This window comes from Paenibacillus sp. ClWae2A (assembly GCF_032452295.1).
Classification (GTDB): Bacteria; Bacillota; Bacilli; order Paenibacillales; family Paenibacillaceae; genus Paenibacillus.
Genome location: NZ_JAULSQ010000003.1, coordinates 646,229 through 670,314 on the forward strand (window position 1 = coordinate 646,229; position 24,086 = coordinate 670,314).

A 24,086-nucleotide genomic window follows, 5' to 3' on the forward strand; every position below is an offset into this window, starting at 1 on the left:
AAAAAATCATTAATCTAAGGATTTAAATATCGTTCCTGCAGCCACCTCTCTCCCTCAATTTTGCGGGACAGGGGTGGTTTTTTGGTAATCACCCGCTTCTAAATGCAATAAGCAGTTATCTCGAATTAAATACGTATTTTCAAATCACGAATACGAACGCCGGTAAAACACACTGAATATCCGCCTAAGCAACGTTAGAGACCAGCATATGCTTCTTTGCGCTGTTCCCGAGATCAAAATATTGGGAAATTGAGGATTGACAGCGCAAGTTATCCAATCTAATATAATCATAGTGGAAAACTATGAATAAAATCAGTATCAATAAACCCTAAAGGAGACTACAAAATGGCTGCCCTCCAAACGTTTAAAGCATCTGCTCATCTGCAAAACGGAGTTCAAGTGAAAGTAGCATCTCGAAACTTCGAGTTTATTATCGACGAGCCCAAAAACTTGGGTGGAACCGATACCGGCATGAATCCGGTGGAAGCTTTACTCGCCTCGCTGGGAGCATGTCAGTCGATCGTAGCTAGGGTATATGCACCTAAATTTGGGGTGAATCTCAAGGATTTCTTTGTGGATGTAGAAGGCGATATTGACCTGGATGGCTTTTTCGACAAATCAGAGGTGCGTCCGGGCTATTCCGATATTCGGTATACATTCCGTATCAAAACAGATTCTCCCCAAGAGCAGGTTGAAGCATTTGTACAATTCCTGGAGAGCAAGTGCCCTGTTGGAGATACGTTGGCACATCCGGTTAATCTCAAGTTGGACAGAATTATCATCGAAAACTAAGCAGCCTATAAATACCGTGAAACCGGACTCATATTGAATTGCTAACCGTACAACATATTTAGTTATAACAAAAGCCCGCGTTTTTCCCGGGCTTCTGGTCATAACCTAATAAACTCGGCTATAAACTTCGTTTGGTCCTTTGAGAAAATATCCTGTTCGAATTAAAGACACTCTCCATTGAAAGCAACCATAGATACACAAGAACAGCTGTTAGTCTGGCATCGGACAGCGTTAAGCATTATGGATATACAACACATTATTATAGAAGCTGGCGATCGACACTCTCCTTATTTGTTTCCAGCAAGCGCCTTTCTACGAAGTAGATATAAAGTGGTAGCTTTTTGGGATTCATGATAACAAAAAAACCGTGATGGACATCTGTCCACCACGGTTGAATAATGAAATCTATTATTATTGCTTTTTACTTAACGATACACTTGCTGTTAACGTCTTGTCGATCGTCGTCCAGTTTACATAAGCACCTAGTATTTCATTAATAACAGAAACCGGAACTACGGTTTCCCCATTCAGAAGCTTTGGTGCGTTACTATTGAACACTAGTTTATCGTTAATTGAATACACATCTGAACCAATTTGAGCACTTATATTTTTCGTACCTAATTTGATTTGCGTTGTTCGCGTCTTATTATCCCACACTACTGTACCGCCCAATAGCTCGGAAATGGATCGAATCGGTACGTAGAACTCATTGTTATGAACAACCGGTTTGATTAACGTACCCCCTACGTTCATTGCAACGTCAACATATTCAAGGAAATCGGTCTTTCGAATGAGTCCATGAACCCCTTTCGTTCGGTCCACGACCTGAGATACCTCGTAATCCGTTGCCGCCGATAGGTATGCATAAGCTACACTTCTATCCATATCAAGCTTATCGGATAAGAATTGAATCGATTCACGTACGGATTCTTTCATTGCTTCATCCAAATCAGGGTCCAGTCCTATTGGAATCCAATAATCCTCGGTTTCAGCAAAGGGTTGCGTGAATTCTCCGCTGTGTGGTAGTGATGGATCACCTTTCTTCAACACCGTTAATCGCACTGTCCCCCTCAAGGAAGCTTCCAATGCAGTTAACGCTACTTCTCCATCTCCTTGAGCAAAGTGTGGATCTCCAGTATAGAATAGCCCGCCTTTAACTTGAATCGGATAATAAATAGTTGCACCAACACCCAGCTCATTAATATCCATATTCCCTCCTGTTTCAATAGGCGGGATAGAACTCACAACTTCGCTGGTATTTGGTGCAACCCCCATAACACCTAGAAACGGGTTAATTGGGAAACGTACCTTCTTGCCAGCTTTTGTTGGTAACAAACCATACCAATTGCCGTTGATTTCTTCAATAGGCGTAAATATAGATACATTATTATATAATTCCGGTTTTGTTGCGCTAGCTCCCTCTTGTGGGCCTGTATTTTCTGGAAATTCGTTAGGAAGGGCACCTTTACCATGGCGGTTAGAAATGACACCATATGGAACTCGCGTTTGCAACGAAAGGACTTCTACTTTAAGAACATCACCCGGCTCTGCTCCCTCAACCGCTACTGGCCCAGTGATAATATGAGGTCCGTCTTTTACAAAATCATGCTTAATCTCAGAAGCTGCAATTGCCTTCGCATCATCCAACACGCCATCGGATGAGATACCAAATTTGCCGAAGTACTCTCCTGGATTTCTCCCTTGATCCTCCATCAGTCCCTCATGCGATACCGTATCAAATGTTACAGCACTTCCTGATGGTACAGTAAGAATCGGAGAGCTGTCTCGATTAGGCAGTGATCCCCAGCGAATGTTCTCAATCGCAGACGTTACATAATAATCACCTTCTACCTTATCGATGGTTGTTGGTTGCAGCGGCATACTAAAGCCCACTGAAGGTAGAGCAAATGTAAACATACCTACAATCCCTACTGAAACCCCAAATTTCCTAATGGTTCGGTTAATAAACATTCCGCTCCCCCTCTATAATATGTAATATTTCCTAACACAAATAAACACTAACATATAAATACATTTACAACAATATTTTTTTGTTAACAAACATAACATTATAGATCTATATATAACCACACATCTTATAATAACAAACAAAATGTTAATATACTTACCATAAATACGTCATGTAAAATTCAAATACAGAAGCGACTGGATTAGTTATGAGGGGAATCCGGTGGCAACGGGGGAAAATAAAGACTAAAGAGCCCACGTTTTGCGTGGGCTTCTTTGTGCTCTCATTATATTCATGTAACATTTTAGATGCTTACATTTCCGACTTCTGTAACGTTCAGATTCAGCTTATGTTTTCGGCATACTTCGTAAAAATCTTTTGAAAAAATGGGTTTGAAGATATTTATATAATCCAGCATAAAAAATTCATGCTCGCCAATTCGCTCTTCATGAAGACAGATTTGAGATACAACTTTGACGATCTTACGTGGAGGCTGTTGTACAGATGCAGCAATGACCGCTTTGCGCCCATATTCCGAACGTTCATAATCGAAAACATCCAAACGATCAGGCTGATGTGCAGTCCAATAGGTTTTTTCAACCGAACGACCGTCGTGGTAACACACCGTTGTCTGAATAAACTGTGTATTTGTTTTAGTTTCCTCCAACAGCGTTTTAAAACGATCTGATACATGTCTCGTTCCTGTGATCGTCTCAAAGTAATCTACGTTCAGGTTACGTACTGTAGACAGTAACTCAACCTCTGCCGTTGTCCCCTCTGGCAACGGATTCTCTATCGCCAAATAATTCATATCTAATTGGGGAGTGAAGATTGTTCCGCCACTAATAAACCCTCTACGTGGATATTGAGATTCCAGAAAATAATAGTTCAAAAGAATGAGGTCTCCTTTCCAAATAAAGTGCCCTTCAATCGATTATACGGGCAAATAGCCCCTCCAACTACTCCGCGGTTTTAAGCAAGTTATCCACAATAAAATCAAGCTGTTTGTCTAACGAATAAATATCATTGTAGAAAAATAAACCAAAGCTCATATCAATCAGACGTCCTTCTTTGACTGCGGGGATGTTATTCCATATTGAATTGTCTGACAGATCAACCATTCCTTCAAAGGAAGAACGGAATATATAATCACCCACATATTCAGGTAATACTTCATAAGAAACGTCCTTGCTTGTCGCATCGTTTCTTGCATTTTCAATTTCACGTTGCAAGACTTCAGGTGCTTTCATGCCTAAATACTGGTAAATAATCTGCGACCCCCGGCCATAACCCAAGCCTGTCATTACAGCCATGGAACCTTTGTTACTTTCCATTATTGTGACGGTTTTATCCAAAATACCTGCTTGTTCAAGTTTTTCCTTGCTTTGCTCAACCTTTTTGTGAAGGTTATCTAACATTTCCTGAGCTTGTCCCTCTTTACCCAGAATTTCTCCAAGCAAATTCATACGTTCTTCTACTGGCAGGTCATAAGGAATATATACTGTAGGGGCAATCATTTTAAGTCCTTCATATATTTCTTCATTGGTAACAATAATGAGATCGGGATTAAGCGCAGTTACTGCTTCCGGGTCCGGCTTAAATGCTCCTAATGAGGTGGCACCTTCCAGTTCGCTCGCAAAAGCCGCTCCTTCTTCTATAGAAGAAATCCCCACAGGATTTACGCCTAAAGCAAGCAAATCACCCATTAGATACAGGACAACCACTCGTTGTGGATTAACCGGTACTTCAATATCCCCTTTTATGGTGGTTACGGTCTTCATTTGAGATTGTGTATCTGTATTGTTAGAGCTGTTGGCCGCTACCTGGTTCGTTGGCTTCCCAAAACCTTCATTTGCCGAAGGACTTCCTGCCCCACCAGTTGAACAAGCGCTAAGCAATAGGGTTAAACAAAGTAATAATGTGATAGCCAAGGGTGTCTTTCTACTTCTGTACATCAATAATTCCTCCTCAAATATATGCTGATTATGATAATCATTATCAATATCAATATATAAGGAAGTTAGATCCTGTACAATGCCTAATCGTGCCACAGTCGATGGTACATTAGGACTTTCATGCTGCTTACGATAACGAATAGGTGCAATCCCCATATATTTTTTAAATATTTTAGCAAGATAATAACCATCCGGATAACCAACAGCCTTGGCAATTTCCTGTAAAGTAGCATCTGTAGCAAGCAGCAGTTCCTTCGCTTTGTTCATCCGGATTTGAATGACAAAATCAATCGGACTATAACCAGTCTGGCGTTTGAATAGCCTTGATAAATGACGTGGACTACTGTCCATAAGCTCTGCTAACAAGTCCATTGTAATGGGGTCAGCGTAATGTTCCTGCATATAATATTTCATTTGTGCAACCAGGTCTGGCTTTATTGTAGGCACGCGCCCATTGTGGATTTGCCATAACAACTCGTATACAAATTGATAAAATAATGACTTTACATGGAACTGTTCCAGTGCCTCTTGCTCTTCCCAAGCTGTCATCATGTACTGTACTTTACCCAACAAGGAAACAGGATGATCAGGTGCAAAGCCGTATTGAAGCTTGAAGGGATTACGGTGCTCCATCAAAGCCAGGATATCCTGACGTTCAGGCAGCGGGATGATGGCTTTGTAATAAATCATATAATATTCAAGGACCTCTTCAACAGGCAAAATGTTCAGGCAACAGCCCTTCCCACCATGCAAAACATGGAATCGCGAGACCTGATGATCTTTTCCATCCAACTGTATAACAGCATTGCCACGCACCGTGTATAAGAAACAGCTCGCAGGGAATCGGTAGGCGTGAAGTCCCTCCTTCATTTGCATAGTTATATTGCGAATATCCATTATTTTAATAGATGCCTTGTTCCATAATAAAAGATGTTCATTGAAATGTAAGATGGCTTCCCAGCTCCTTAAAATCATTGGTCATATAATCTAGTGAAATCAGTATGCAATATGTGCAATAGGATCAGCTCGGATTCGTACGTCTTTCATACCAGCCCGTTTTCTTCTATTTGCGCTTCGCCCAATTATCATAACTATAACCCTCAACTTTCACAGCAGAAGCGATTGACAGAAATGCCGCTTGAAATAACTTCAGGCGGCATTTTGCTTTCAATTTTTACGGTTGACTACTCGTGAAGTAATGCTCTAAACGGGATTTTGTTGCTGGATGAGGCATATAAATCATGATTCGCTGATCTGGTTCATTTGGAAATTGAAGGGTGACATGCTCAAATTCAATAACTCCAAAAGTGGGGTGCAAAAGCCTCTTGTAACCGTCAAGGGAGCTTGGCACTTCATGATACTGCCACATCCTTGTAAAATCAGCACTTGTCCTCTTCAGATCTTCGATTAACTTGTCGAACGAATCATCGTTCAGATAGCGTGCTCTTGACGTTCTAAACTCGGCAATCATTCTCCGTGAAACACTTTCCCAATCCTCCGATCCCTCTTTCCACACAGGATCGGTAAATTGGCGCCACATCAAATTATAATCATGCGGAGGTGATACCCTATTAATCGTAAATACAGCATCTGCCGCTTTATTCCAAGCTAGAAAATCCCACTTTTTCCCGATGACATAGGCCGGATTAGGATTCAATTCATTCAGCATGTCCTGAATGGACGAGCTGATACTCTCTTCAATAATAGTTGATTGAGGAGGCAGTGATTCTCCAGCAAGCAGAAAGAGATGTCTTCGCTCATTGGGTGTCAGATTGAGCGCCGAAGCCAAGCTTTCCAGTACACCTACCGACGGACGGATATCACGACCTTGCTCAAGGCGCGTATACCATGAGAGTCCTATGTTGGCGATCCCAGCGACTTCTTCTCGCCGCAAACCTCGTGTGCGACGACGATTGCCAGGCAAAAGGCCGAAATCAAGGGGAGAAAGAGAGGAGCGTAAATCTCTTAAGAAATTACCTAGCGCTAAACGGCGCTCACTGTCGTTCAAGTAAAACCTCCCCTTATCCTATCACTTGCAAACCCACCATCAAGCAGGTTCTCGTGACCATTTAATAGTCAAAGTATACTTAAGCCAGTTGATGAGATCAACAATTCCAGGCAAGGAGAATGAATATGACAACCATTGCAGGACAAATGTTGGCGAGCAAGGTAGTAATGATTACAGGTGCAGGGCGAGGTATTGGAGCTGAGGCAGCAAGGCTGTTTGTACAACAAGGAGCTTCGGTAATGCTCGTCGCAAGAACAGAATCTGAGTTGCGTAAAGTCAGGGATGAAATTGTGACGTCGGGCGGAGATGCAGCATATTTTACAGCCGATCTGTCAGATATAAGCAACGTTGAAGAAGCTGTTAAAGCTACAGTGGAACGATATGGCCGTCTGGATGCTGCTTTTAATAACGCAGGCGTCGGAGTTACTGTATCATCTCTGGTGGATGAAAGAGAAGAAGACTTCGATCTGATTCAGTCAGTAAATTATAAAGGCGTCTGGCTGTGCATGAAAGCCCAGATTAAAGCTATGATGGAGACTTCGGGGTCAGGCTCTATTGTTAATACCAGCAGCGTAGGTAGTCTGAAGGGGAATCCGGGATTGGGAGCGTACGGGGCATCTAAACGAGCGGTAAACAGTCTGACTCAAACGGCTGCGGTCGAGTATGGGCCAGCGGGTATCCGTGTTAATGCAATTGCTCCGGGGACAACGATGACTGATATGATTCAGCAGTGGGTTTCTATTAACCCCGACATCATTGAACAAATTAGTGCTAAGACACCTCTCAGGCGTCCGGCTGAACCTATTGAGATTGCTAACGCAGCCGCTTGGTTGCTTAGTGATTATTCCTCTTTTGTTACCGGAGTAGTTTTGCCTGTAGACGGTGGACTTAGTGTATAGAATTCGATGGTGACGGGGAGAGTGCACAAGGCTTATACGGTGTAAACCGTAAGTCAGATCTGACTAGGTATAAACGAAAAATGATACCTTGCAACATAATATACTTGTCTTACTTGATGTCAATAGAGAGTCAACTTGCATACAAAATAGGGGCCAGTCACTCACTAACGTGAGTACCTAGCCCCTTGCTTTAATATACATATGAATATACAGACCTTAATCAACACTTTAACAGATCGAAAAGAAACAGTCTATATTTTTGGGAAAATATTCTATATATTTAGGTTGCTGGCCGGCAAAATACAGTTGAAACGGAGCATAAATCGATGACTTTCAACAACCATCTTAGTCGTGATGAATTACAGGATTATGTGTACAATGTATTTGGTTCCAGTTACCTCATAACGCAGTGCGCAAGAATTCATGGCGGCGCACAAAAAGTCATTTACAAAATTGACTGCACGAATGGTTTCAGTTGTATGCTGTACGTTTGGGATATTTCCAGCAACTATTTTCAGGAAGAGATCTTGAATGACCCCACTTTCCACATTTCCTATGGCAGCGAACTTTTCTCTTTGAATACTCGTTTTCTCGCTCAACATGGAATTCGAACACCAACTTTGTATGATCTGAATAACGATAGAGACCGGCACGCTTATGATTTTGCTCTTGTTGAGTATGTGGATGGACAGAAAGCCGAAGCCTATTTTCAGCATAAAAATCACAAAGCTCGGGATGAGTTGTTTCACCGGATCGGTGATATGTTGTCTAATATGCATAACATCCAAAGAAACGTTTATGGAAACGCCAATGATAACAGAAAAAAGGCTGGGCCTTGCTACCAAGTTCAGCGGTTGGATGCCCAAACAGCCTTATCCTATGCATCCAAACACATGACAGATATAAGGGGAAATTACGAAAGTCTGCTTGAGAAACTTTACGAATTGGAAGCAGCAATTCAACCCAGAGATCTCTATAGTTTCATTCATGGAGAGCTAGGTCCGGATCATATATGGATAGATCAAGCTATGCAACCATGCCTTATTGATATTGAGGGCGCAGGATTTTTCGATCTCGAACATGAGCATAGTTTTCTGGAGTTTCGATTTGGAGACTTTTATCACTACTTAAAAAATAACGATCTTGACCCGGAGCGGATGACATTTTATCGATTTTGCCATCATTTGTCCTTGATATCAGGAGGATTGAAACTGCTTCACAGACATTTCCCCGATCAGCAATTCGCCAGGGGGCTCGCGGAGTATCATGCCAGATGTGCAGTTCAGATGCTTAGCCAAAAAGTTTAATTATCCCGCTCAATCAAACTGTGATAAGACTATAAACATGAATATGGATATAAGCATGGAAGGAGATTTGAGCATGGAATTTATTTACGAAGATGAAAAACTTGCAGTGAGCTTTATTCAAGCCATTCAAACTGGAGATATTCCATCGTTACAGCAACTGCTGGCAGAGAATCCGGGGTTGGCAAAGATAAGAATATTAGAAAGAAAGCCTGACAACGTAAATTCAGACTCTAGTATCTCTCGAACACTACTGCACGTGGTGACGGATTGGCCGGGGCACTTCCCTAATGGAGCGGATACCGTGCGAGTATTGACCAAGTTCGGTGCGGAAGTAAACGCTCCTTTTGTCGGTCCAAATATTGAGACACCTTTACATTGGGCCGCAAGCTCCAATGACGTTCAAGTGCTCGATGCCCTTCTTGATGCTGGCGCAGACATTGAAGCGCTTGGCGCGGTGATCGCCGGTGGCACGCCGCTGGACGATGCTATTGCTTTCGCACAATGGGATGCAGCACGACGCTTGGTAGAGCGCGGTGCGATCTTTGCCCTTTGGCATGCGGCCGCCCTTGGAAATATTGACGCCATACAAGAACATTTCCAAGGAGCCCAACTCCCGGAATGTTATCCTTGGGGAACAAGCACCTCCCCTTCTCCTCCCGATGCAGTAACCGTTGCCTTCTGGTGTGCTTGCCATGGAGGTCAAAGAGAAACAGCCGAGTACCTGCTTGAGCGAGGCGCCGAACTGAACTGGATAGCCAGCTGGGATGGAATGACTCCACTGGACACAGCAAAACGCAATTTTTCAGCCGAACTGATCCCGTGGCTTGAAAGTCAAGGTGCCAAATCCGCTAGCGAGATTCACAGGTAGATGAATGGCTAGCAAGGAAAAGCCCGCGATCTTTGCGGGCTTTTTTAGCATTCGCTTCATACCGAAACGTTTACTGGATTGAATCGATTTTTCGAAGGTCGGATGCGTTGGCTTCGATTAGCCATTCTCCACTAACTTGCTCATCTCGTCCAATTGGCCATCAACCGCTAGCGGTGTGTACATCCACCATTTGTCGTAGGATACCTTATGTACGTTTTTATTACGTACAGCATTCAAGCTCTTCCATACTTCCGAACGACACAGCTTGCGAAAGGCGGCTTCGGCACGCGGGTTTTGACCATTGACCATGATGAACAATCGATCTGCGTCATAATAGCGGAGGTCTTCGAATGGAAGCTTTTCCGAGAAGGCGTTATGACCATTATAGTCATTAATGAATTGCTGCACGAGCGGATGAGGCTTCATATGAAGGGAGCGGTACAGCACATGCCCCAAGTTCCGGTCGCCAGCCACCCGAAAGCCTGTATCATCGATCACTAGTGCCGCATACGTATCTTGCAATCCGATAATGGAACAGAGGTGCTCCTTTGTCTGGGCAACTTTAAGCTGATGTTGTTCCATCCACTCTCTGCTTCTCTTACGTTTGTTAACAACGGCTGATACGCTGTCTAACTGTTGGTATACGTCCTGAGATTGCCAGGGAATGCGTACCACTTCGGCGATCGTGGATAATTGTTCGTATTCCCCAGTTGTCATATGTTCATATCCTAAAATGAGATCAGGTTCCATTTGACGAATTGCCTCAAGATCGTATGGCTCCCACACAAATGGTTTCATCTCAGGCAAATACGGGCGAACGTACTCGTTGCGGAACAAATGATAATCCGGTGCTCCGATCGGCGTCATGCCAAGTGCAAGCAAATGGGAGGTGAACAGCAGACCGATAACACGCGGCTCATGTTTCTTGATATAGACGCTGGGAGACACGCCTTCTTGCTGTTTGAACCTGCGGCTGAAATAATACTCGTCCTTGAATCCAACCTGTGTAGCAATAGAGTGCATGTCCCGGCTTGATGAGCGTAGCAAACGTTTGGCATGGTCGACTCGCACGCGATGCAAATAATCCATGGGGCTTGTTCCTGTTACCTGCCTGAAAAGATGGCTATACTGTCTCGTCCCAACGCAGGCGATGGCAGCCAACTCCCCCACCTTCCAATTGTACTGGTAATTTTCCTCCATATGAGTAATAGTCCGCAGCACAGCCTCCTTGGTATTCGCTGGACGATTCGCACAAGCCTTAACTGCAAATTGAAAGATCACATCTTGCAGCAAAATTCCCCGCCTAAAGCGGCTCATCCCCATATCGGTCGTCCTTAGCTCGACAATTTGATCCAGTAGTTCCATCAGATTGGCCAAAGGCTGAATTGATACCACTCGGTTCCCAATCATTTCCAATGGATGTTCCTCTGGTTCTCCTTCCCAGTCTGCATCAAACTCCAGCTTATGCGCATGCACGATATGTCCAGGCTGAAGTCCCCACTCCAAGATCGTTCCAGGGAGAACCAGAATACTGCTGCTTGGAACAATTGTAAGGCGTTGTCCATCCACAACGGCAACACCTTCTCCCTCATCAATGACCCATAATGCATAATTGTCGGGTGTGAACATCGTATGTTTTATACCCGAATGAAACGTATATACTTCAAGCCCCATCCAACGCAAACGCACGTTATCCATGGGCAAATCGAAGGTCTGCCAATCCACCGTATGTTCACCTTTTCCCAAATGAAAACAATTCTCATCTACAACTTATTGTACGACAATTCAGATATACAGAAAAGCCCCCTAAGTACAGGGAGCTTTTACAGTTCATTATTGATTATGTTGTTTGAACAATTCCACCGCTTCATCCAGCAGAGCATCCGTGGAGAATAATGTGTAAGACCACCATTTATCATGTGGCACAATGAAGACGTTGCCGTTTTTGACCGCAGGGAGGTTTTTCCACAGGCTCGACTCCTGCATTTTCTCATAAAATTCCGTTGAACCCGGTTGGGTATCATTGACCTTAATGATCAAATAATCCGCGGTAAGCTCAGGTAATTTCTCCAGTGACTGCGGCTCCGTGTACACGACGAATCCATCGCTTTTGTCAACCTCTTCCTGGACCCATGGCATACGCTTTAATCCAAGCAGATCGTGTAATACAAACCCCATGTTTCGGGTACCTGCGACTTGGAATGAATCCTTGTAAATTTCGACAGCAGCCACCGTCTGGTCTGCTCCAACAAGGGTACTCATCTCGGCTTTGCGTTCTGCTGCTTTGGCCTCATGTTGCGTTATCCATTTTTCCGCTTCCGCTTTTTTGCCCACGATATCACCAATATATCTCAGTTGATCGTATAGATTATCTTCCCATGGATAGATCACCGTTGGAGCGATTTTCTCCAATTGTTCGATCACATCCGATTCAACAAAGGAAGATGTGATAATCAGATCTGGCTGAAGTGCTGTCACTGCTTCCATATTAGGTGGGTAGTCCCCGGCGATTTCAACTTCGCTGGCAGCATCTTTCAAATAATAATCCTGATCGATTTCATATTGAAGTCCACCTACTGGCGTAATGCCCAGAGCCAACAGTTGCGTTGTTGCACTGATAGAAAAAATGCGCTGCGGTGTCACCGGAATCTCTTTTGTTCCGGTAGGATCTGTGAAAGATTTCGTTTGTGAAGCGTTGGCGGATGCCGCCTCTTCCTGACTCGCAGTTCCTGCGTCCGTTGATGATGAAGCTGTCTGGCTTCCGGTGGACGAACCGCTATCGGCCTGTGTGCCACATCCTGCCATAATAAAGACCAACAGCAATATCATTGCCGCTGACATCATGCTATACGTACCTCTTCGTTTCATTGAATGAATCTCCTCGCTTTGCAGTATTCAGTAATGAGAATCAATATCACTTAGATAAGAATACCGGACAGCACTCTTCTTTGCACATGGAGAATTCGGCGATTTTATTTAGATCATTGAGAGGTCCTGACCGAATACACACCTGTGTGCCGACGAAGCCTGCGATCTCATCCAATAGCGCTATGCTCTACTAGTTGCGCTCACAAATAAACAGGGACCTCTCACCATGATGGTAAGTGGTCCCTGTCTAGTAACTTGATATATAGCTCATTTTCCGTTAAGTGATGGTAAGGCCGCCGCTTGCATATCCGGCTATGGTTGTAGCCACATCAATTCCGGCTGTTACTGATGCTGAGAACACCATAAGCAGGCGGTCACCTGCGGCTACCGGAATACTCAGTCCTGTGGTCAATCCGCTGGATATTGTGCCCAGTGCCAAAATGCCGGTCAGTGGAGGAGCCAAGGTTACCAATGCACCCGGTACAGCTGTAAAGGAGTTATTAGGTGTAGTGGAACGGAATAATTGTGCAGTTATGGTTACTGTAGATCCAACCAAGCTAAGTCCGGCTGTTGTGCTGAAATAAGCGGCCAGTGAAGTAATCGTTCCTGCACGCGATGCCGAGAAAGCAAAGTTAAGCAAAGTGCCTGCAGCGCCTGTGAGATCAATAATTCCTCCGTTAACACTTACTCCGGTAGCACTATTGCCAAAACCAACTAAACTGGAAGTATTCAAAAGTCCACCTAAAACTGTAGTCAACGCAGCTGGAAGTCCTGATGCATAAGGAATAATTGTTCCAGAACCTGTCGCACCCGTAGCCCCGGTTGTACCTGATACACCTGTTGCTCCTGTTACTCCTGTTACTCCGGTTGTCCCTGCTGTGCCTGTTGCTCCTGTTACTCCTGTTGTGCCTGTTGCTCCTGTTACACCCGTTGTACCTGCTGTGCCTGTTGCTCCTGTTACTCCTGTTACTCCTGTTGTACCTGCTGTGCCTGTTGCTCCTGTTACTCCTGTTGTGCCTGCTGTACCTGTCGCTCCTGTTACTCCTGTTGTGCCTGCTGTACCTGTCGCTCCTGTTACTCCTGTTGTGCCTGTCGCTCCTGTTACTCCTGTTGTACCTGCTGTGCCTGTTGCTCCTGTTACTCCTGTTGAACCTGCTGCGCCTGTCGCTCCTGTTACTCCCGTAGTCCCTGCTGTGCCTGTTGCTCCTGTTGCTCCTGTTGCTCCCGTTGTGCCTGCTGCGCCTGTTGCGCCTGTTGCTCCTGTTGCTCCTGTTGCTCCCGTTGTGCCTGCTGTACCTGTCGCTCCTGTAGCCCCGGTTGTACCTGTGACTCCCGTGATGCTTGGGATTTCACCCAGCAATTCGGAAGAAACCAAACGATGGGCTGTTACCAAAGCGCCTGTGCTGCTCTTACCCCATACGGATACTTGAACAGGATCATTAATCGTCGCTGTTGTTGTAAAAGTAAACTCGAAGGCATCCAGATTGGCAAAGTAGTTGTTGGTTATTACCTGATTGGGTGCAAGGTCGAAAGTCTCACTGACATACAAAACTCTCATTCCACCACTCATGTAATACCCTTGTATTTGTATGGTTGAGGTAGTCACATCACTGCGGTTATCCATTCTGACAGTAACTGTCTGAGTCGGCCTTACACCGCTAACAGCATTATTTTCAATCGGCCCTGTTGATAAAAAGCTCATCGCTACATCTCCTCTTTTAGGAATTTCTGATCTGCTAGATGTTATTAACTGTTTGTTCGTGCTCCACCACCCGGTGTGCATCAACCAATTGTCCAGAGGCTTGTTTGCCCCACACTGAAATCTCTACTTCCTCCACGCCTTCCACATCTGTTCCAAAAACAAACTCAAAAGCATCTAAATCTGCAAAATAATTTCTGGTCACTGCTTCATTAGGGGCAATACCGATTACTTCACTGACATACAGCGTTCTTGTTGTGCTTAGCACATAACCCTGAATGGATACTGTTACAGAATCCACATCAGCCCGACTTGCCAATCTAATCGTTACCTGTTGTGTCGGTCTAACCCCTGAAACCGGATTGTTTTCTATCGGCCCAGTTGATAAAATAGACATTTTTCCCATCCCACCTTTTATGAACCTCTGACTCTAGCAGTATTTGGCATAAGCTCACTCGATAGTAATATTCAAACACTCAATCAACGGTGTGGACAAAACACAGGGGGCAATCCCCCATTATCGATAAACAACAAGCTCCTACGCTTTTTAGCTATACAAAAACAGGGATATGTACAACAAAGAAAAGAAACTATGCAAGCTCAAAGTTTGTCGGCAAGTAAGCGAGTATTTTGTTATATAACCCGGATCGATTCCAGAAAAAAACGAAATGACCGTTTCTCTGGTAGATTCCAGGGAAACGGTCACAGCTTAAGACGTCTTTTTCTCGTATCTAATTATTGGCCGGGTAAAGCTATGCTTGAAAGTGTAGTTATATAGAATACGAGATCGTATTTTACCATCAAGCCCAATGTGAACACATAGAATAATGATCCTCTAGTAATAAAATAGAAAAAGATTGTATTATCTTAAAATTGTGATATGATATCGTCAAGTTAATAAACATTTAAAAGAAAATATGAAAAATAATTACATTTAAATGTGGCCAAACCTCTTTCTTCGGCAAATTTCAGTGTTCTAACCCATTTTATTGAAAGCGATTACAAAAAGAAACCTGACAGATTATAGCTTTTGTAATCGTACACACAGATGCAGGCTTACTTCGGGTTATAGCCACTCCCTTGCCGCCGTGACCACGTACACGGTGCACAGGTCGTCTGGCTTAAACCATATATAACAGCATGAAGATTTAACCCAACAGCCAATCTAACAACTATTTCAAAAAGGGGGTGACATGAGGGACAACTCTTCATTTTTTCGGCATTTCAACATCTCTGCTATTCTGAATTTCAGTTCACCAACTAATCCAATCTCATGGAGGCGAAACGTATGATTCGTAAACCGCTAGTTTTGTTGTTGTCTTGTCTGCTAATCTTTGTCACCCTGCCCGTTGAATCGAGCCATGCAGCCAATGCAGCCGTTGCCAAACTTCCTGGAAATTCCAATCCCCTCATCGATCATAAACTTGGGGCCGATCCTTATGTGCTCGTCCATAACAATCGGGTCTATGTCTACATGACAGGTGATGCATATCTGTACAACAGCGACGGCTCTGTCAGAGAGAACCAGTACAGCACGATCGGGAAAATTAACGTCATCTCTTCAGCTGACATGGTGAACTGGACAGACCATGGTTCCATCCCGGTAGCAGGTGCGAATAATGCCAATAATGGACAAGGGATTGCCAAATGGGCTACCCAGTCCTGGGCTCCTGCCATGGCTAAGAAAACCATTGCTGGCAAAGAAAAGTTTTTCCTGTATTTTGCCAACTCCGGTGGAGGTATTGGCGTGCTCACGGCGGATTCCCCCATTGGACCGTGGTCCGACCCGCTCGGACGTGCCCTCCTGACACACGGAACGCCGGGTATGTCCGGCGTAACTTGGCTCTTTGATCCGGCTGTACTTGTCGATGATGATGGTTCTGCTTACTTGTATGCTGGAGGCGGCATTCCGAACGATACCAACGCTGCTTCCATTGCCAATCCCAAAACAGCTCGGGTCATTCGTCTCGGTGCCGACATGACCAGTGTAGTGGGCAGTGCTGTGACTATAGATTCTCCTTATATGTTTGAAGATTCCGGCATTCACAAGTATAACGGCAAATATTATTACTCCTACTGTATCAACTTCGCGGGAACACATCCCACTGCATATCCAAAAGGTGAGATTGGATACATGGTCAGTGACAGCCCGATGGGGCCTTTCACGTATAAAGGACACTTCCTGAAAAATCCCGGCACGTTCTTCGGCGTAGGCGGCAATAACCACCATGCCGTGTTCCAGTTCAACAACGAATGGTATGTGGCGTACCATGCACAAACGGTAAGCAAAGCATTCCTCGGTGATGGTAAAGGGTACCGTTCCACACATATCAACAAACTGACACATAATGCAGATGGAACAATCCAGGAGGTTCAAGGGAATATGACAGGTGTACCTCAGATTACTAACCTCAACCCGTATGTCCGGGTTGAAGCCGAAACCATTGGCTGGCAAGCAGGAATTAACACTGAACCAAGTCAAGCGAGCGGTGGACCTGTAGCCAATCAGAATGTCACTAATATTCATAACGGGGATTGGATCGCGGTCGGCAATGTTGATTTTGGCTCGGCTGGAGCCTCCAAATTCAAGGCTAATGTCGCTTCTACCGGAAATGGCAACATCGAGGTTCGACTGGACAGTCCGACAGGCCCACTAGTTGGAACACTTAATGTAAGTTCAACTGGCGGTTCGCAAACTTGGCGCGAGATGGAGACCAATGTTACCAACGCTACAGGGGTACATCGTTTGTATCTGGTGTTTACAGGCTTGGGCAATGGAAATCTGTTCAAACTGGACTACTGGCAATTCACATCCGGTTCGGGCGGCAACCCCAATCCTAATCCGTCCGTTACTCGAATCGAAACAGAAAACATGACGCTTGGCGGCCAATACGCTGGCGTGATCAGTTCCCCTTTTAATGGAGTAGCTCTTTACGCGAACAATGATTATGCGGCCTATAATCAATATTATGCTTTCCCGACCCATCATTTTTCTGTCCGCGGTGCTTCCAACAACAATAATACTGCACGCGTCGATCTTGTCATCGGGGGTGTAACTGCAGGTTCTTTCTACTTCACGGGAACGGAGCCGACCGTACAGACCCTCTCGAACATCACACATGCTACAGGCAATCAGGAAGTTAAACTGGTCGTAACAACGGATAATGGCACATGGGATGCCTATATTGATTACCTTGAACATTCGCAATGATTCTAGAGACATGATCGATTGGGGGATAGAATATGTGGAAAAAAATGAGTACTCTTCTACTCGCTCTTCCTTTGCTTATAGCATCACTCCCTCTGACAAGTCCATCTGCTTCCGCAGCAACGTTCAGCAATCCCGTAATTTACGCGGATGTTCCTGACAGTGACGTCATTCGGGTGGGCAATGCCTTTTATATGACAAGCACAACGATGCATATGAATCCGGGAGTACCCGTCATGAAGTCTTATGATCTGGTCAACTGGAGCATCGTAAACTATGTATATGATACGCTTGGAAACGGGGATATACAGAATCTGAACAATGGACAAAACGAGTATGGACGCGGTTCCTGGGCGAGCAGCTTGCGGTACAACAACGGTATATATTACGTGGCCTTTGGCTCGCTTTCCACGGGCAAAACGTATATTTACCAAACCAGCAATATTGAAACAGGGCCATGGACACCTTACACATTGAACAGCTATTACCATGACCCCTCCCTTTTGTTTGACGGGAATCGGACCTTTCTTGTTCACGGCAGTGATAACATCAGTATCGTTGAGTTGACACCTGATGCCAAGGCCGTCAAGTCCGGCGGGCTCAATCAGGTCCTGATTCCAAACGCGAGCAGTGTAGCTGGCTCCAACATGATTGTAAAGGCAGAAGGAGCACACATTCAGAAGATCAATGGCATGTACTATGTATTCCTGATTGCCTGGCCTTCGGGTGACGGCCGCATTCAGCTTGCCTATCGTGCAAACACATTGACAGGTCCATACACAGGTAAAGTTGTACTAAGAGACTCGGGAATCGCCCAAGGAGGCATCGTGGATACCGCATCCGGCGCTTGGTACGGCTTGCTGTTTCGTGATAGCGGGGCCATTGGGCGCATCCCCTACCTCGTTCCGGTGACGTGGTCGGATAACTGGCCTGTGTTTGGGGTGAACGGCAAGGTTCCCCTTAACATGAATATGCCCGTTGAAGGTCAGCCTGCTGCCAAAATCTACGGGTCCGATGAGTTCAACGCAACCACATCAGGCACACCCTCAGTAACGCAACTGTTAGTGAACGGCGGCTTTGAGGACAGTAACATTCAGCCGTGGACCAGCAACAATACGGCAACCATCAACTCAACGAATGCCGAAGCTGTTAGCGGTACAAAAAGCATGCTCGTCAGCGGCAGACAGCAGACAGCAGGCGGAGCCAAACAGATGGTTACAGGCAAGCTGGTACCAGGAGGAACATACTCTTTTTCGGCTAAGATCAAATACACTACTGGTCCTGCAACCAAAACGTTCAATCTTAGCATCCAGAACGGTGCAAGTTATACCGGAATTACCATTATGGGCAGTGCGACGTTAACCCGCGGACAGTGGGGCACCATTCAAGGTACGTATACCGTTCCATCGAATGCAGACCTGTCCCAAAGCTTTATTTTTGTGGAAACACCGTATAACTCGAATCCGGACCCGACCAATGATTTGATGGCATTTTATGTGGATGACGTCTCCCTGACGAGCAATTCATCTTCCGGTACATCCAGTCTCGCTACTTTCTGGCAGTGGAATCATAACCCTGATGCTGCCAACTGGTCCCTGCTCCAGCGGCCCGGTTTCATGCGGTTAACTGCAGGCAAAATCAGCAAAAACCTGTTAGAAGCCCGCAACACGCTGACACAACGAACCTTTGGTCCAAAAAGCACGGGGATGACCGCTTTGGATACAGCAGGCATGAAGGATGGTGATTATGCTGGACTCGCTGCTTTTCAGGCCAGATATGGTTTTGTCGGCGTTAAAATGACGGGCAGCACCAAATCTATTATTATGGCTAATGCCAGTTCCGGCACCATGACCGAAGTAGCAACTGTGCCATTAAACCAGAACAGAATCTATCTCCGCGTCATCTGTGATTTTACGAACCAGACCGACAAAGCCTACTTTGCTTATAGTCTGGATGGCAGCAACTGGACAACCATTGGCAATACACTTCAAATGTCTTACACACTGCCACACTTTATGGGATACCGGTTTGCACTATTCAATTATGCAACGAAGTCTACTGGAGGATATGCAGATTTCGATTATTTCCGCGTAGACTAAATGTTGTTTTATTCGCTTATTAATCAGGACCTGGAACTTCACCATGTGTGGAGCCAGGTCCTTTTCAGTACATTACTTATGAAGATCTTCGCCTTTTATCCTCAAAAATCCCGAATCTTGACAAGGATGAAACATACCTCATGTAAACTTCATGTTCCATATATCACCTCTATAGTAAGATATAGATCAATGTAAGTATTATTAAATTCTAATCGATAAGGAGGGTTTTATTTGAAAAATATAATTGTCTTCGGTGCAAGCAAGGGATTAGGTGATGCATTCGTTCGAGGCGTGCCACAATCCGGTGATAAAGTTTGGGTGGTCTCCCGCAGCAAGCCGGAAAGTCTGTCCGTGGAGGATGGCGTGAAGCGAATATGGATTCAGGCTGATCTTTCCGAGCTTCAGGCCGCGGAGCAAGTTGCCAGCCAACTTCAAGGCGAGAAGTTGGATGTGCTTATTTATAACGTGGGGATCTGGGAAAAGGAGGGATTTGAAGAGCACTATACGTTTGATCGAGATGAACCCGCAGATATCAGTCAACTGATCCATGTGAATGTGACTTCTACAATTGTATGTATACAAGCTTTACTGCCTCAGCTCCGCCAGTCTGAAGCAGGCAAGATCATCCTGATCGGTTCAACAGCCGGTTTGAGCAATGCAGGCAGCAGCCAGGTTTCTTTTGTCGCCTCCAAATTTGCCATACGGGGTATTACGGAAGCTCTAAGAGAGCATACGAGAAATGACCGCATCGCGGTGACATGCATCAACCCGGGAGAACTGGCGGCAGAAATTCCTTATGAAGACGGGATGGAACGTGCACTGGCCGAGTATGATGGGACCCGCATTCCCCTGCAGGATATGGTCGCCATCGTTCGATGTATCATCAGCTTGTCCAAAGCGGCCTGCGTGAAAGAGATCAACATACCCGCCTTAACGGATATGAACACCTAGATAGAAATGGTATCTGCCCGCCTCAATCGGTCCGTTCACCGGAGTTCGCTCTGTATACACATGCTGGACAGAAGCCCGTTTACATTAATATATGCGACAAGTGCGCAATACCTATGGAATTCAGACGTTCATGCTCAGGGATATTTTCATATAACAAATGGGATTTTCCGGCCTTGGCCAGGTGATCACGCATAGCTGCAATCCGTCCTTTGTTAACATCGATAAAACGAAAATCGATTTGGAGCAAGTTCTCCATCCCGGTCAGTCCAGCAAACGAATCCGCCTTGAGTGCCGTATTAATCTCTTTCAGTTCAATAGACTCCAAAGTGCCAGCTGTCCATAGATGTTTGGTATCCCGCAACGATTTCATATAGTCCAGTTCGAGCTGTCTGAGAGAGGTCATATGGGAAAAGTCGCATAACTGCTCCAGCTTGGGCAAGGACAGATGCAGATATTCCAGCCCGCGCATCTGTTCGAGTCCCTGAATACTCGTCAGCTTGCGGACAGAGCTTAGCTTCAACATTGAGAGGGTCGACTGTGTCAATACATCCAGTCCCCCTTTTAACTCACAGTGATCCAGGGACAGATACTGAAGCATGGGCAGTTCCGCCAACACATCAACACTTTCAACCGTGCAGTTCAGAATGAGCGTATGCAGTTGGTGGCATGCTGCAATGGAAGCCAATCCGTTGAATTTGCCACGTAATTCAAGAAAGGTCAATCGTTTGTAGTGTTTAATAAAATCGAGCACGGTCGCCTTTGCAGGTGAATTCAATCTTAGAAACTGCATCTGCTCCATCGCACCCAGAATCGTCAAATCCTGTGCCTGCGAAAGATCAAGCTGCAAGGCGGACACATGCTTCAACTGTGCCAGTCGCCCCAAAAATCCGGATGTATATACCCCTTTGGGGTCCATATGCGATATATGCAGGATCAGATCCGGCCGGGCAAAGAACACTTTGGCATCAAGCTCGGCAAGGTCCTCGTATGTATCCGCGCCAAAGCGAAAATGAACCGTTGCTTTGCGCCGCAACAGATGCACCGCCTGGTGCATCTTTTCGGCATTCCATGGAACCCCCTGTATTGAAGCATGCCATAACTCACTCACAGATAATCCCCCTTTTCCAAACCATAGTTCCAATTCATTCCATTATAAACAACATTACCTGAATGAACCACTACTGAACCCTGTTTTTTCGTACCTATCCTCTTTTCATCCATCCCCTTCATTCTTCTCATTTTATCGTGCCTTTGCTTCCCGTTGCTTTCAGGATTATTCGACAGAAATCTACAGAAAACTATAGAATGTGCCGACATATAACTTAGGCGTTTCGAGCTTTTTATTACTCATCTGGGGGAGATGGAATATGTCGAATATGTTGAACAAGTGGGGGAAAACGGGAGCACGGACATCCAGTATGGCAAATACGTTGTCCATTGTGCTGCTCGTCATTATCGTAGTTGTCTTTGCTGTGCTGGGAACATTTATGTTTGCAAGCACACGAAACATACTGGTGAAACAGCAGGAATCCATGCTCCAGACCAAGACACAAGCCATTGTTAGTGAATTTGATGCACTATTTAAGGAAAAAGGTGCGCTGGTCAAGCAAATGTCCACCAACACATTATTTCAGCAATACATAGAAACAACAGCATCTGCTGCGGATGCGGCAAGTTCAACCTACGCTGCGGAAACACAGGCGACACTGGCCGCTATCGTTAAGGCTGAACCTTCGTTCGCCGATGCTTGGGTTGCGGGTCTGGATGGAAAAGGGTTTTGGATTCAAAATGATGGTGTCGTATCTGCACCGGACTTTGATATCCAGTCGCGGCCATACTACAAGCCGGTTACCGCCGCAGACGGACTTTATTTCTCCGATCCGTACATTGATATTGCAGCAGGCGATGTACTCATGGGTATCTTTTATCCGATCAAAGACGACAACAACAACACGATCGGCTTTGCCGCAGCGGATATTGCATTCAAGGATATTCCGGCGATTATGGAGAGTTATTCCCTTGGAAGCACGGGCTATTCCATGTTGCTGTCCAAGAGCGGGGAAATTCTGTACCATCCGGATCAAGAGAAGGTATTGAAGGAGAACATCCTGGACAGTACGGGGGACATGGGGGACATCGGCAAGAAAATGCTTGCCGGTGAAAACGGCGTACAGCTTATGAACGATAATGGGGAACGTCGTTATATCGGCTACGCTACCAGCAAGGATACGGGATGGTCCGTTGGTCTGACCATATCCGAAGAAGAAGTTCTCGCGGAATTAAAAACGTTCACGTGGATTACGCTTGGCGGTTTTGCTGCAGCCACCCTTCTGCTTGTGATTATCTGTTACATTACCCTTCGCCGTCTGTTACGCTCCATACCACAGCTGCTGGCCAAGATTAAACAGATTGAACAAGGTGACCTGACTGTCAAACTGGATATCAAATCTAATAATGAAATTGGACAGATCGCCACAGGTTTGAATTCCATGGTGCAGAAAATTCAGGGCATGCTGCAAATGGTCGGCAGCTCGGCGCAAATCCTGAACCAGTCGTCGAATGATCTGCAAGCCATCTCCTCACGAACGGCTGTGACCATGAATGACACATCAACAGCCATCAACGAGATTGCCAATGCAACGAATTATCAGTCCATCGAAACGGAAAATATTTTACGCAAAACAGGCTCGTTATCCAGCCAAATCGATGAAATTGCTACCGATGCTCAGGCTATGGGAACGGTCGTGCAGACATCTGCTGATCAAAGCAGCCAAGGACTTGCGGTCGTGGAACAGTTATCGAAATGGTCCGAGGAAAACCATCAGTCCACCCAAGCAGTGTCCTCTATTATCCAGGAGATTGACCTGAGTCGGAATGAAATATCCAGTTTTGTGGATACGGTCAAACAGATTGCCTCTCAGACGAACCTGCTCGCCCTGAATGCCTCCATTGAGGCTGCACGTGCTGGCGAACATGGAAGAGGATTTGCCGTCGTTGCCGAAGAGGTCCGCAAACTTGCAGAACAGACGGCTCAGGCAACAGAGGAAATCAACAAAAAGGTAAATGTTATTGAAGAGAAAACAACCCTATCGGTTGAACATACCATGCGCGGTATGAAGATTGCGGAAGAAAATGCCAAATCTGTAGAAGATACCAAACATGTATTCTTTAGTATTAACCAAGACCTGAAAGATCTGCAGCAACGTATGATGCAGATTACCAGCAATACCGCCAATGTACACAAACACAAAGATGAGATATTCCAGGCACTGGAGATTATCTCTTCCACCACAGAGGAGAACTCGGCATCGACGGAAGAAGTAAGTGCCAGCACACAGGAGCAGCTGGATAGTATCGAAGAGGTAGCGGATCTGTCAAAACAGTTGAACCAGCTATCTGGCAAACTGCAAGACGAACTAAGCCAGTTTAAAGTAAAGTCATAATCCGCAAGCTTTCCCCTACT

17 protein-coding genes are annotated in these 24,086 nt (G+C 45.3%); 8 read left to right on the forward strand and 9 right to left on the reverse strand.

The window, feature by feature from the left end:
• The first annotated feature begins 345 nt into the window (after window positions 1–345).
• Entirely contained in the window at window positions 346–792 is a 447-nt protein-coding gene (locus QVE09_RS14150; RefSeq protein WP_091028202.1) for an OsmC family protein, read from the forward strand.
• 411 nt (window positions 793–1,203) lie between these two features.
• Here the strand turns inward: QVE09_RS14150 and QVE09_RS14155 are convergent, their stop codons facing one another.
• The 4 genes from QVE09_RS14155 to QVE09_RS14170 form a co-directional block, all read right to left on the reverse strand.
• Window positions 1,204–2,763 carry an acetamidase/formamidase family protein gene (locus QVE09_RS14155; protein ID WP_315937261.1) on the reverse strand — a complete coding sequence of 520 codons (1,560 nt, stop codon included), beginning with the start codon at window positions 2,761–2,763 and terminating at the stop codon, window positions 1,204–1,206.
• 302 nt (window positions 2,764–3,065) lie between these two features.
• Window positions 3,066–3,653 carry an imm11 family protein gene (locus QVE09_RS14160; protein WP_315937262.1) on the reverse strand — a complete coding sequence of 196 codons (588 nt, stop codon included), beginning with the start codon at window positions 3,651–3,653 and terminating at the stop codon, window positions 3,066–3,068.
• 67 nt (window positions 3,654–3,720) lie between these two features.
• The gene (locus tag QVE09_RS14165; RefSeq protein ID WP_315937263.1) at window positions 3,721–5,613 is read right to left on the reverse strand and encodes a helix-turn-helix domain-containing protein; all 1,893 of its coding nucleotides are present in this window, start codon (window positions 5,611–5,613) and stop codon (window positions 3,721–3,723) included.
• Window positions 5,614–5,890: 277 nt separating this feature from the next.
• A complete protein-coding gene (locus tag QVE09_RS14170) occupies window positions 5,891–6,724 on the reverse strand; it encodes a helix-turn-helix transcriptional regulator (protein WP_315937264.1) in 834 nt (277 codons plus the stop codon).
• 125 nt (window positions 6,725–6,849) lie between these two features.
• On the opposite strand from QVE09_RS14170, the gene QVE09_RS14175 reads away from it, so the two are divergent.
• From QVE09_RS14175 to QVE09_RS14185, 3 genes are all read left to right on the forward strand, one after another.
• Window positions 6,850–7,623: an SDR family NAD(P)-dependent oxidoreductase gene (locus QVE09_RS14175; RefSeq protein WP_315937265.1), complete on the forward strand. Its 774-nt coding sequence runs from the start codon at window positions 6,850–6,852 to the stop codon at window positions 7,621–7,623.
• A 326-nt stretch (window positions 7,624–7,949) separates the two neighbouring features.
• Window positions 7,950–8,930 (forward strand): phosphotransferase, encoded by a 981-nt coding sequence (locus QVE09_RS14180; protein ID WP_315937266.1) that lies wholly within the window; start codon window positions 7,950–7,952, stop codon window positions 8,928–8,930.
• Window positions 8,931–9,003: 73 nt separating this feature from the next.
• Window positions 9,004–9,798 carry an ankyrin repeat domain-containing protein gene (locus QVE09_RS14185; protein WP_315937267.1) on the forward strand — a complete coding sequence of 265 codons (795 nt, stop codon included), beginning with the start codon at window positions 9,004–9,006 and terminating at the stop codon, window positions 9,796–9,798.
• Between the two features lie 117 nt (window positions 9,799–9,915).
• Here QVE09_RS14185 and QVE09_RS14190 read toward each other — a convergent pair whose 3' ends face one another.
• The 4 genes from QVE09_RS14190 to QVE09_RS14205 all read right to left on the reverse strand — a co-directional run bounded on the left by QVE09_RS14190 (window position 9,916) and on the right by QVE09_RS14205 (window position 14,762).
• Window positions 9,916–11,523: a helix-turn-helix domain-containing protein gene (locus QVE09_RS14190; RefSeq protein WP_315937268.1), complete on the reverse strand. Its 1,608-nt coding sequence runs from the start codon at window positions 11,521–11,523 to the stop codon at window positions 9,916–9,918.
• Between the two features lie 108 nt (window positions 11,524–11,631).
• Window positions 11,632–12,666, reverse strand: a complete 1,035-nt coding sequence (locus QVE09_RS14195; RefSeq protein ID WP_315937269.1) for an ABC transporter substrate-binding protein — start codon at window positions 12,664–12,666, stop codon at window positions 11,632–11,634.
• A gap of 277 nt (window positions 12,667–12,943) precedes the next feature.
• Entirely contained in the window at window positions 12,944–14,368 is a 1,425-nt protein-coding gene (locus QVE09_RS14200) for an exosporium glycoprotein BclB-related protein (RefSeq protein ID WP_315937270.1), read from the reverse strand.
• Between the two features lie 34 nt (window positions 14,369–14,402).
• Window positions 14,403–14,762 carry a hypothetical protein gene (locus QVE09_RS14205; RefSeq protein WP_315937271.1) on the reverse strand — a complete coding sequence of 120 codons (360 nt, stop codon included), beginning with the start codon at window positions 14,760–14,762 and terminating at the stop codon, window positions 14,403–14,405.
• A gap of 891 nt (window positions 14,763–15,653) precedes the next feature.
• Here QVE09_RS14205 and QVE09_RS14210 point away from each other — a divergent pair.
• From QVE09_RS14210 to QVE09_RS14220, 3 genes are all read left to right on the forward strand, one after another.
• Window positions 15,654–17,576, forward strand: a complete 1,923-nt coding sequence (locus QVE09_RS14210; RefSeq protein ID WP_315937272.1) for a carbohydrate-binding protein — start codon at window positions 15,654–15,656, stop codon at window positions 17,574–17,576.
• A 32-nt stretch (window positions 17,577–17,608) separates the two neighbouring features.
• The gene (locus tag QVE09_RS14215) at window positions 17,609–19,672 is read left to right on the forward strand and encodes a beta-xylosidase family glycoside hydrolase (RefSeq protein ID WP_315937273.1); all 2,064 of its coding nucleotides are present in this window, start codon (window positions 17,609–17,611) and stop codon (window positions 19,670–19,672) included.
• 231 nt (window positions 19,673–19,903) lie between these two features.
• The gene (locus QVE09_RS14220; protein ID WP_315937274.1) at window positions 19,904–20,623 is read left to right on the forward strand and encodes an SDR family oxidoreductase; all 720 of its coding nucleotides are present in this window, start codon (window positions 19,904–19,906) and stop codon (window positions 20,621–20,623) included.
• Window positions 20,624–20,702: 79 nt separating this feature from the next.
• Here QVE09_RS14220 and QVE09_RS14225 read toward each other — a convergent pair whose 3' ends face one another.
• Window positions 20,703–21,731 (reverse strand): leucine-rich repeat domain-containing protein, encoded by a 1,029-nt coding sequence (locus QVE09_RS14225; RefSeq protein ID WP_315937275.1) that lies wholly within the window; start codon window positions 21,729–21,731, stop codon window positions 20,703–20,705.
• 259 nt (window positions 21,732–21,990) lie between these two features.
• On the opposite strand from QVE09_RS14225, the gene QVE09_RS14230 reads away from it, so the two are divergent.
• Window positions 21,991–24,066 carry a methyl-accepting chemotaxis protein gene (locus tag QVE09_RS14230; RefSeq protein ID WP_315937276.1) on the forward strand — a complete coding sequence of 692 codons (2,076 nt, stop codon included), beginning with the start codon at window positions 21,991–21,993 and terminating at the stop codon, window positions 24,064–24,066.
• Window positions 24,067–24,086 lie beyond the last annotated feature (20 nt).

What these genes read in the sequence shown, in the direction of transcription:
- QVE09_RS14180 (WP_315937266.1), top strand. Translation starts at nt 7,950, where the DNA reads ATGACTTTCAACAACCATCTTAGTCGTGATGAATTACAGGATTATGTG.
- QVE09_RS14200 (WP_315937270.1), bottom strand. Translation starts at nt 14,368, where the DNA reads ATGAGCTTTTTATCAACAGGGCCGATTGAAAATAATGCTGTTAGCGGT.
- QVE09_RS14215 (WP_315937273.1), top strand. Translation starts at nt 17,609, where the DNA reads ATGTGGAAAAAAATGAGTACTCTTCTACTCGCTCTTCCTTTGCTTATA.
- QVE09_RS14150 (WP_091028202.1), top strand. Translation starts at nt 346, where the DNA reads ATGGCTGCCCTCCAAACGTTTAAAGCATCTGCTCATCTGCAAAACGGA.
- QVE09_RS14185 (WP_315937267.1), top strand. Translation starts at nt 9,004, where the DNA reads ATGGAATTTATTTACGAAGATGAAAAACTTGCAGTGAGCTTTATTCAA.
- QVE09_RS14165 (WP_315937263.1), bottom strand. Translation starts at nt 5,613, where the DNA reads ATGGATATTCGCAATATAACTATGCAAATGAAGGAGGGACTTCACGCC.
- QVE09_RS14205 (WP_315937271.1), bottom strand. Translation starts at nt 14,762, where the DNA reads ATGTCTATTTTATCAACTGGGCCGATAGAAAACAATCCGGTTTCAGGG.
- QVE09_RS14175 (WP_315937265.1), top strand. Translation starts at nt 6,850, where the DNA reads ATGACAACCATTGCAGGACAAATGTTGGCGAGCAAGGTAGTAATGATT.
- QVE09_RS14195 (WP_315937269.1), bottom strand. Translation starts at nt 12,666, where the DNA reads ATGAAACGAAGAGGTACGTATAGCATGATGTCAGCGGCAATGATATTG.
- QVE09_RS14210 (WP_315937272.1), top strand. Translation starts at nt 15,654, where the DNA reads ATGATTCGTAAACCGCTAGTTTTGTTGTTGTCTTGTCTGCTAATCTTT.
- QVE09_RS14230 (WP_315937276.1), top strand. Translation starts at nt 21,991, where the DNA reads ATGTCGAATATGTTGAACAAGTGGGGGAAAACGGGAGCACGGACATCC.
- QVE09_RS14155 (WP_315937261.1), bottom strand. Translation starts at nt 2,763, where the DNA reads ATGTTTATTAACCGAACCATTAGGAAATTTGGGGTTTCAGTAGGGATT.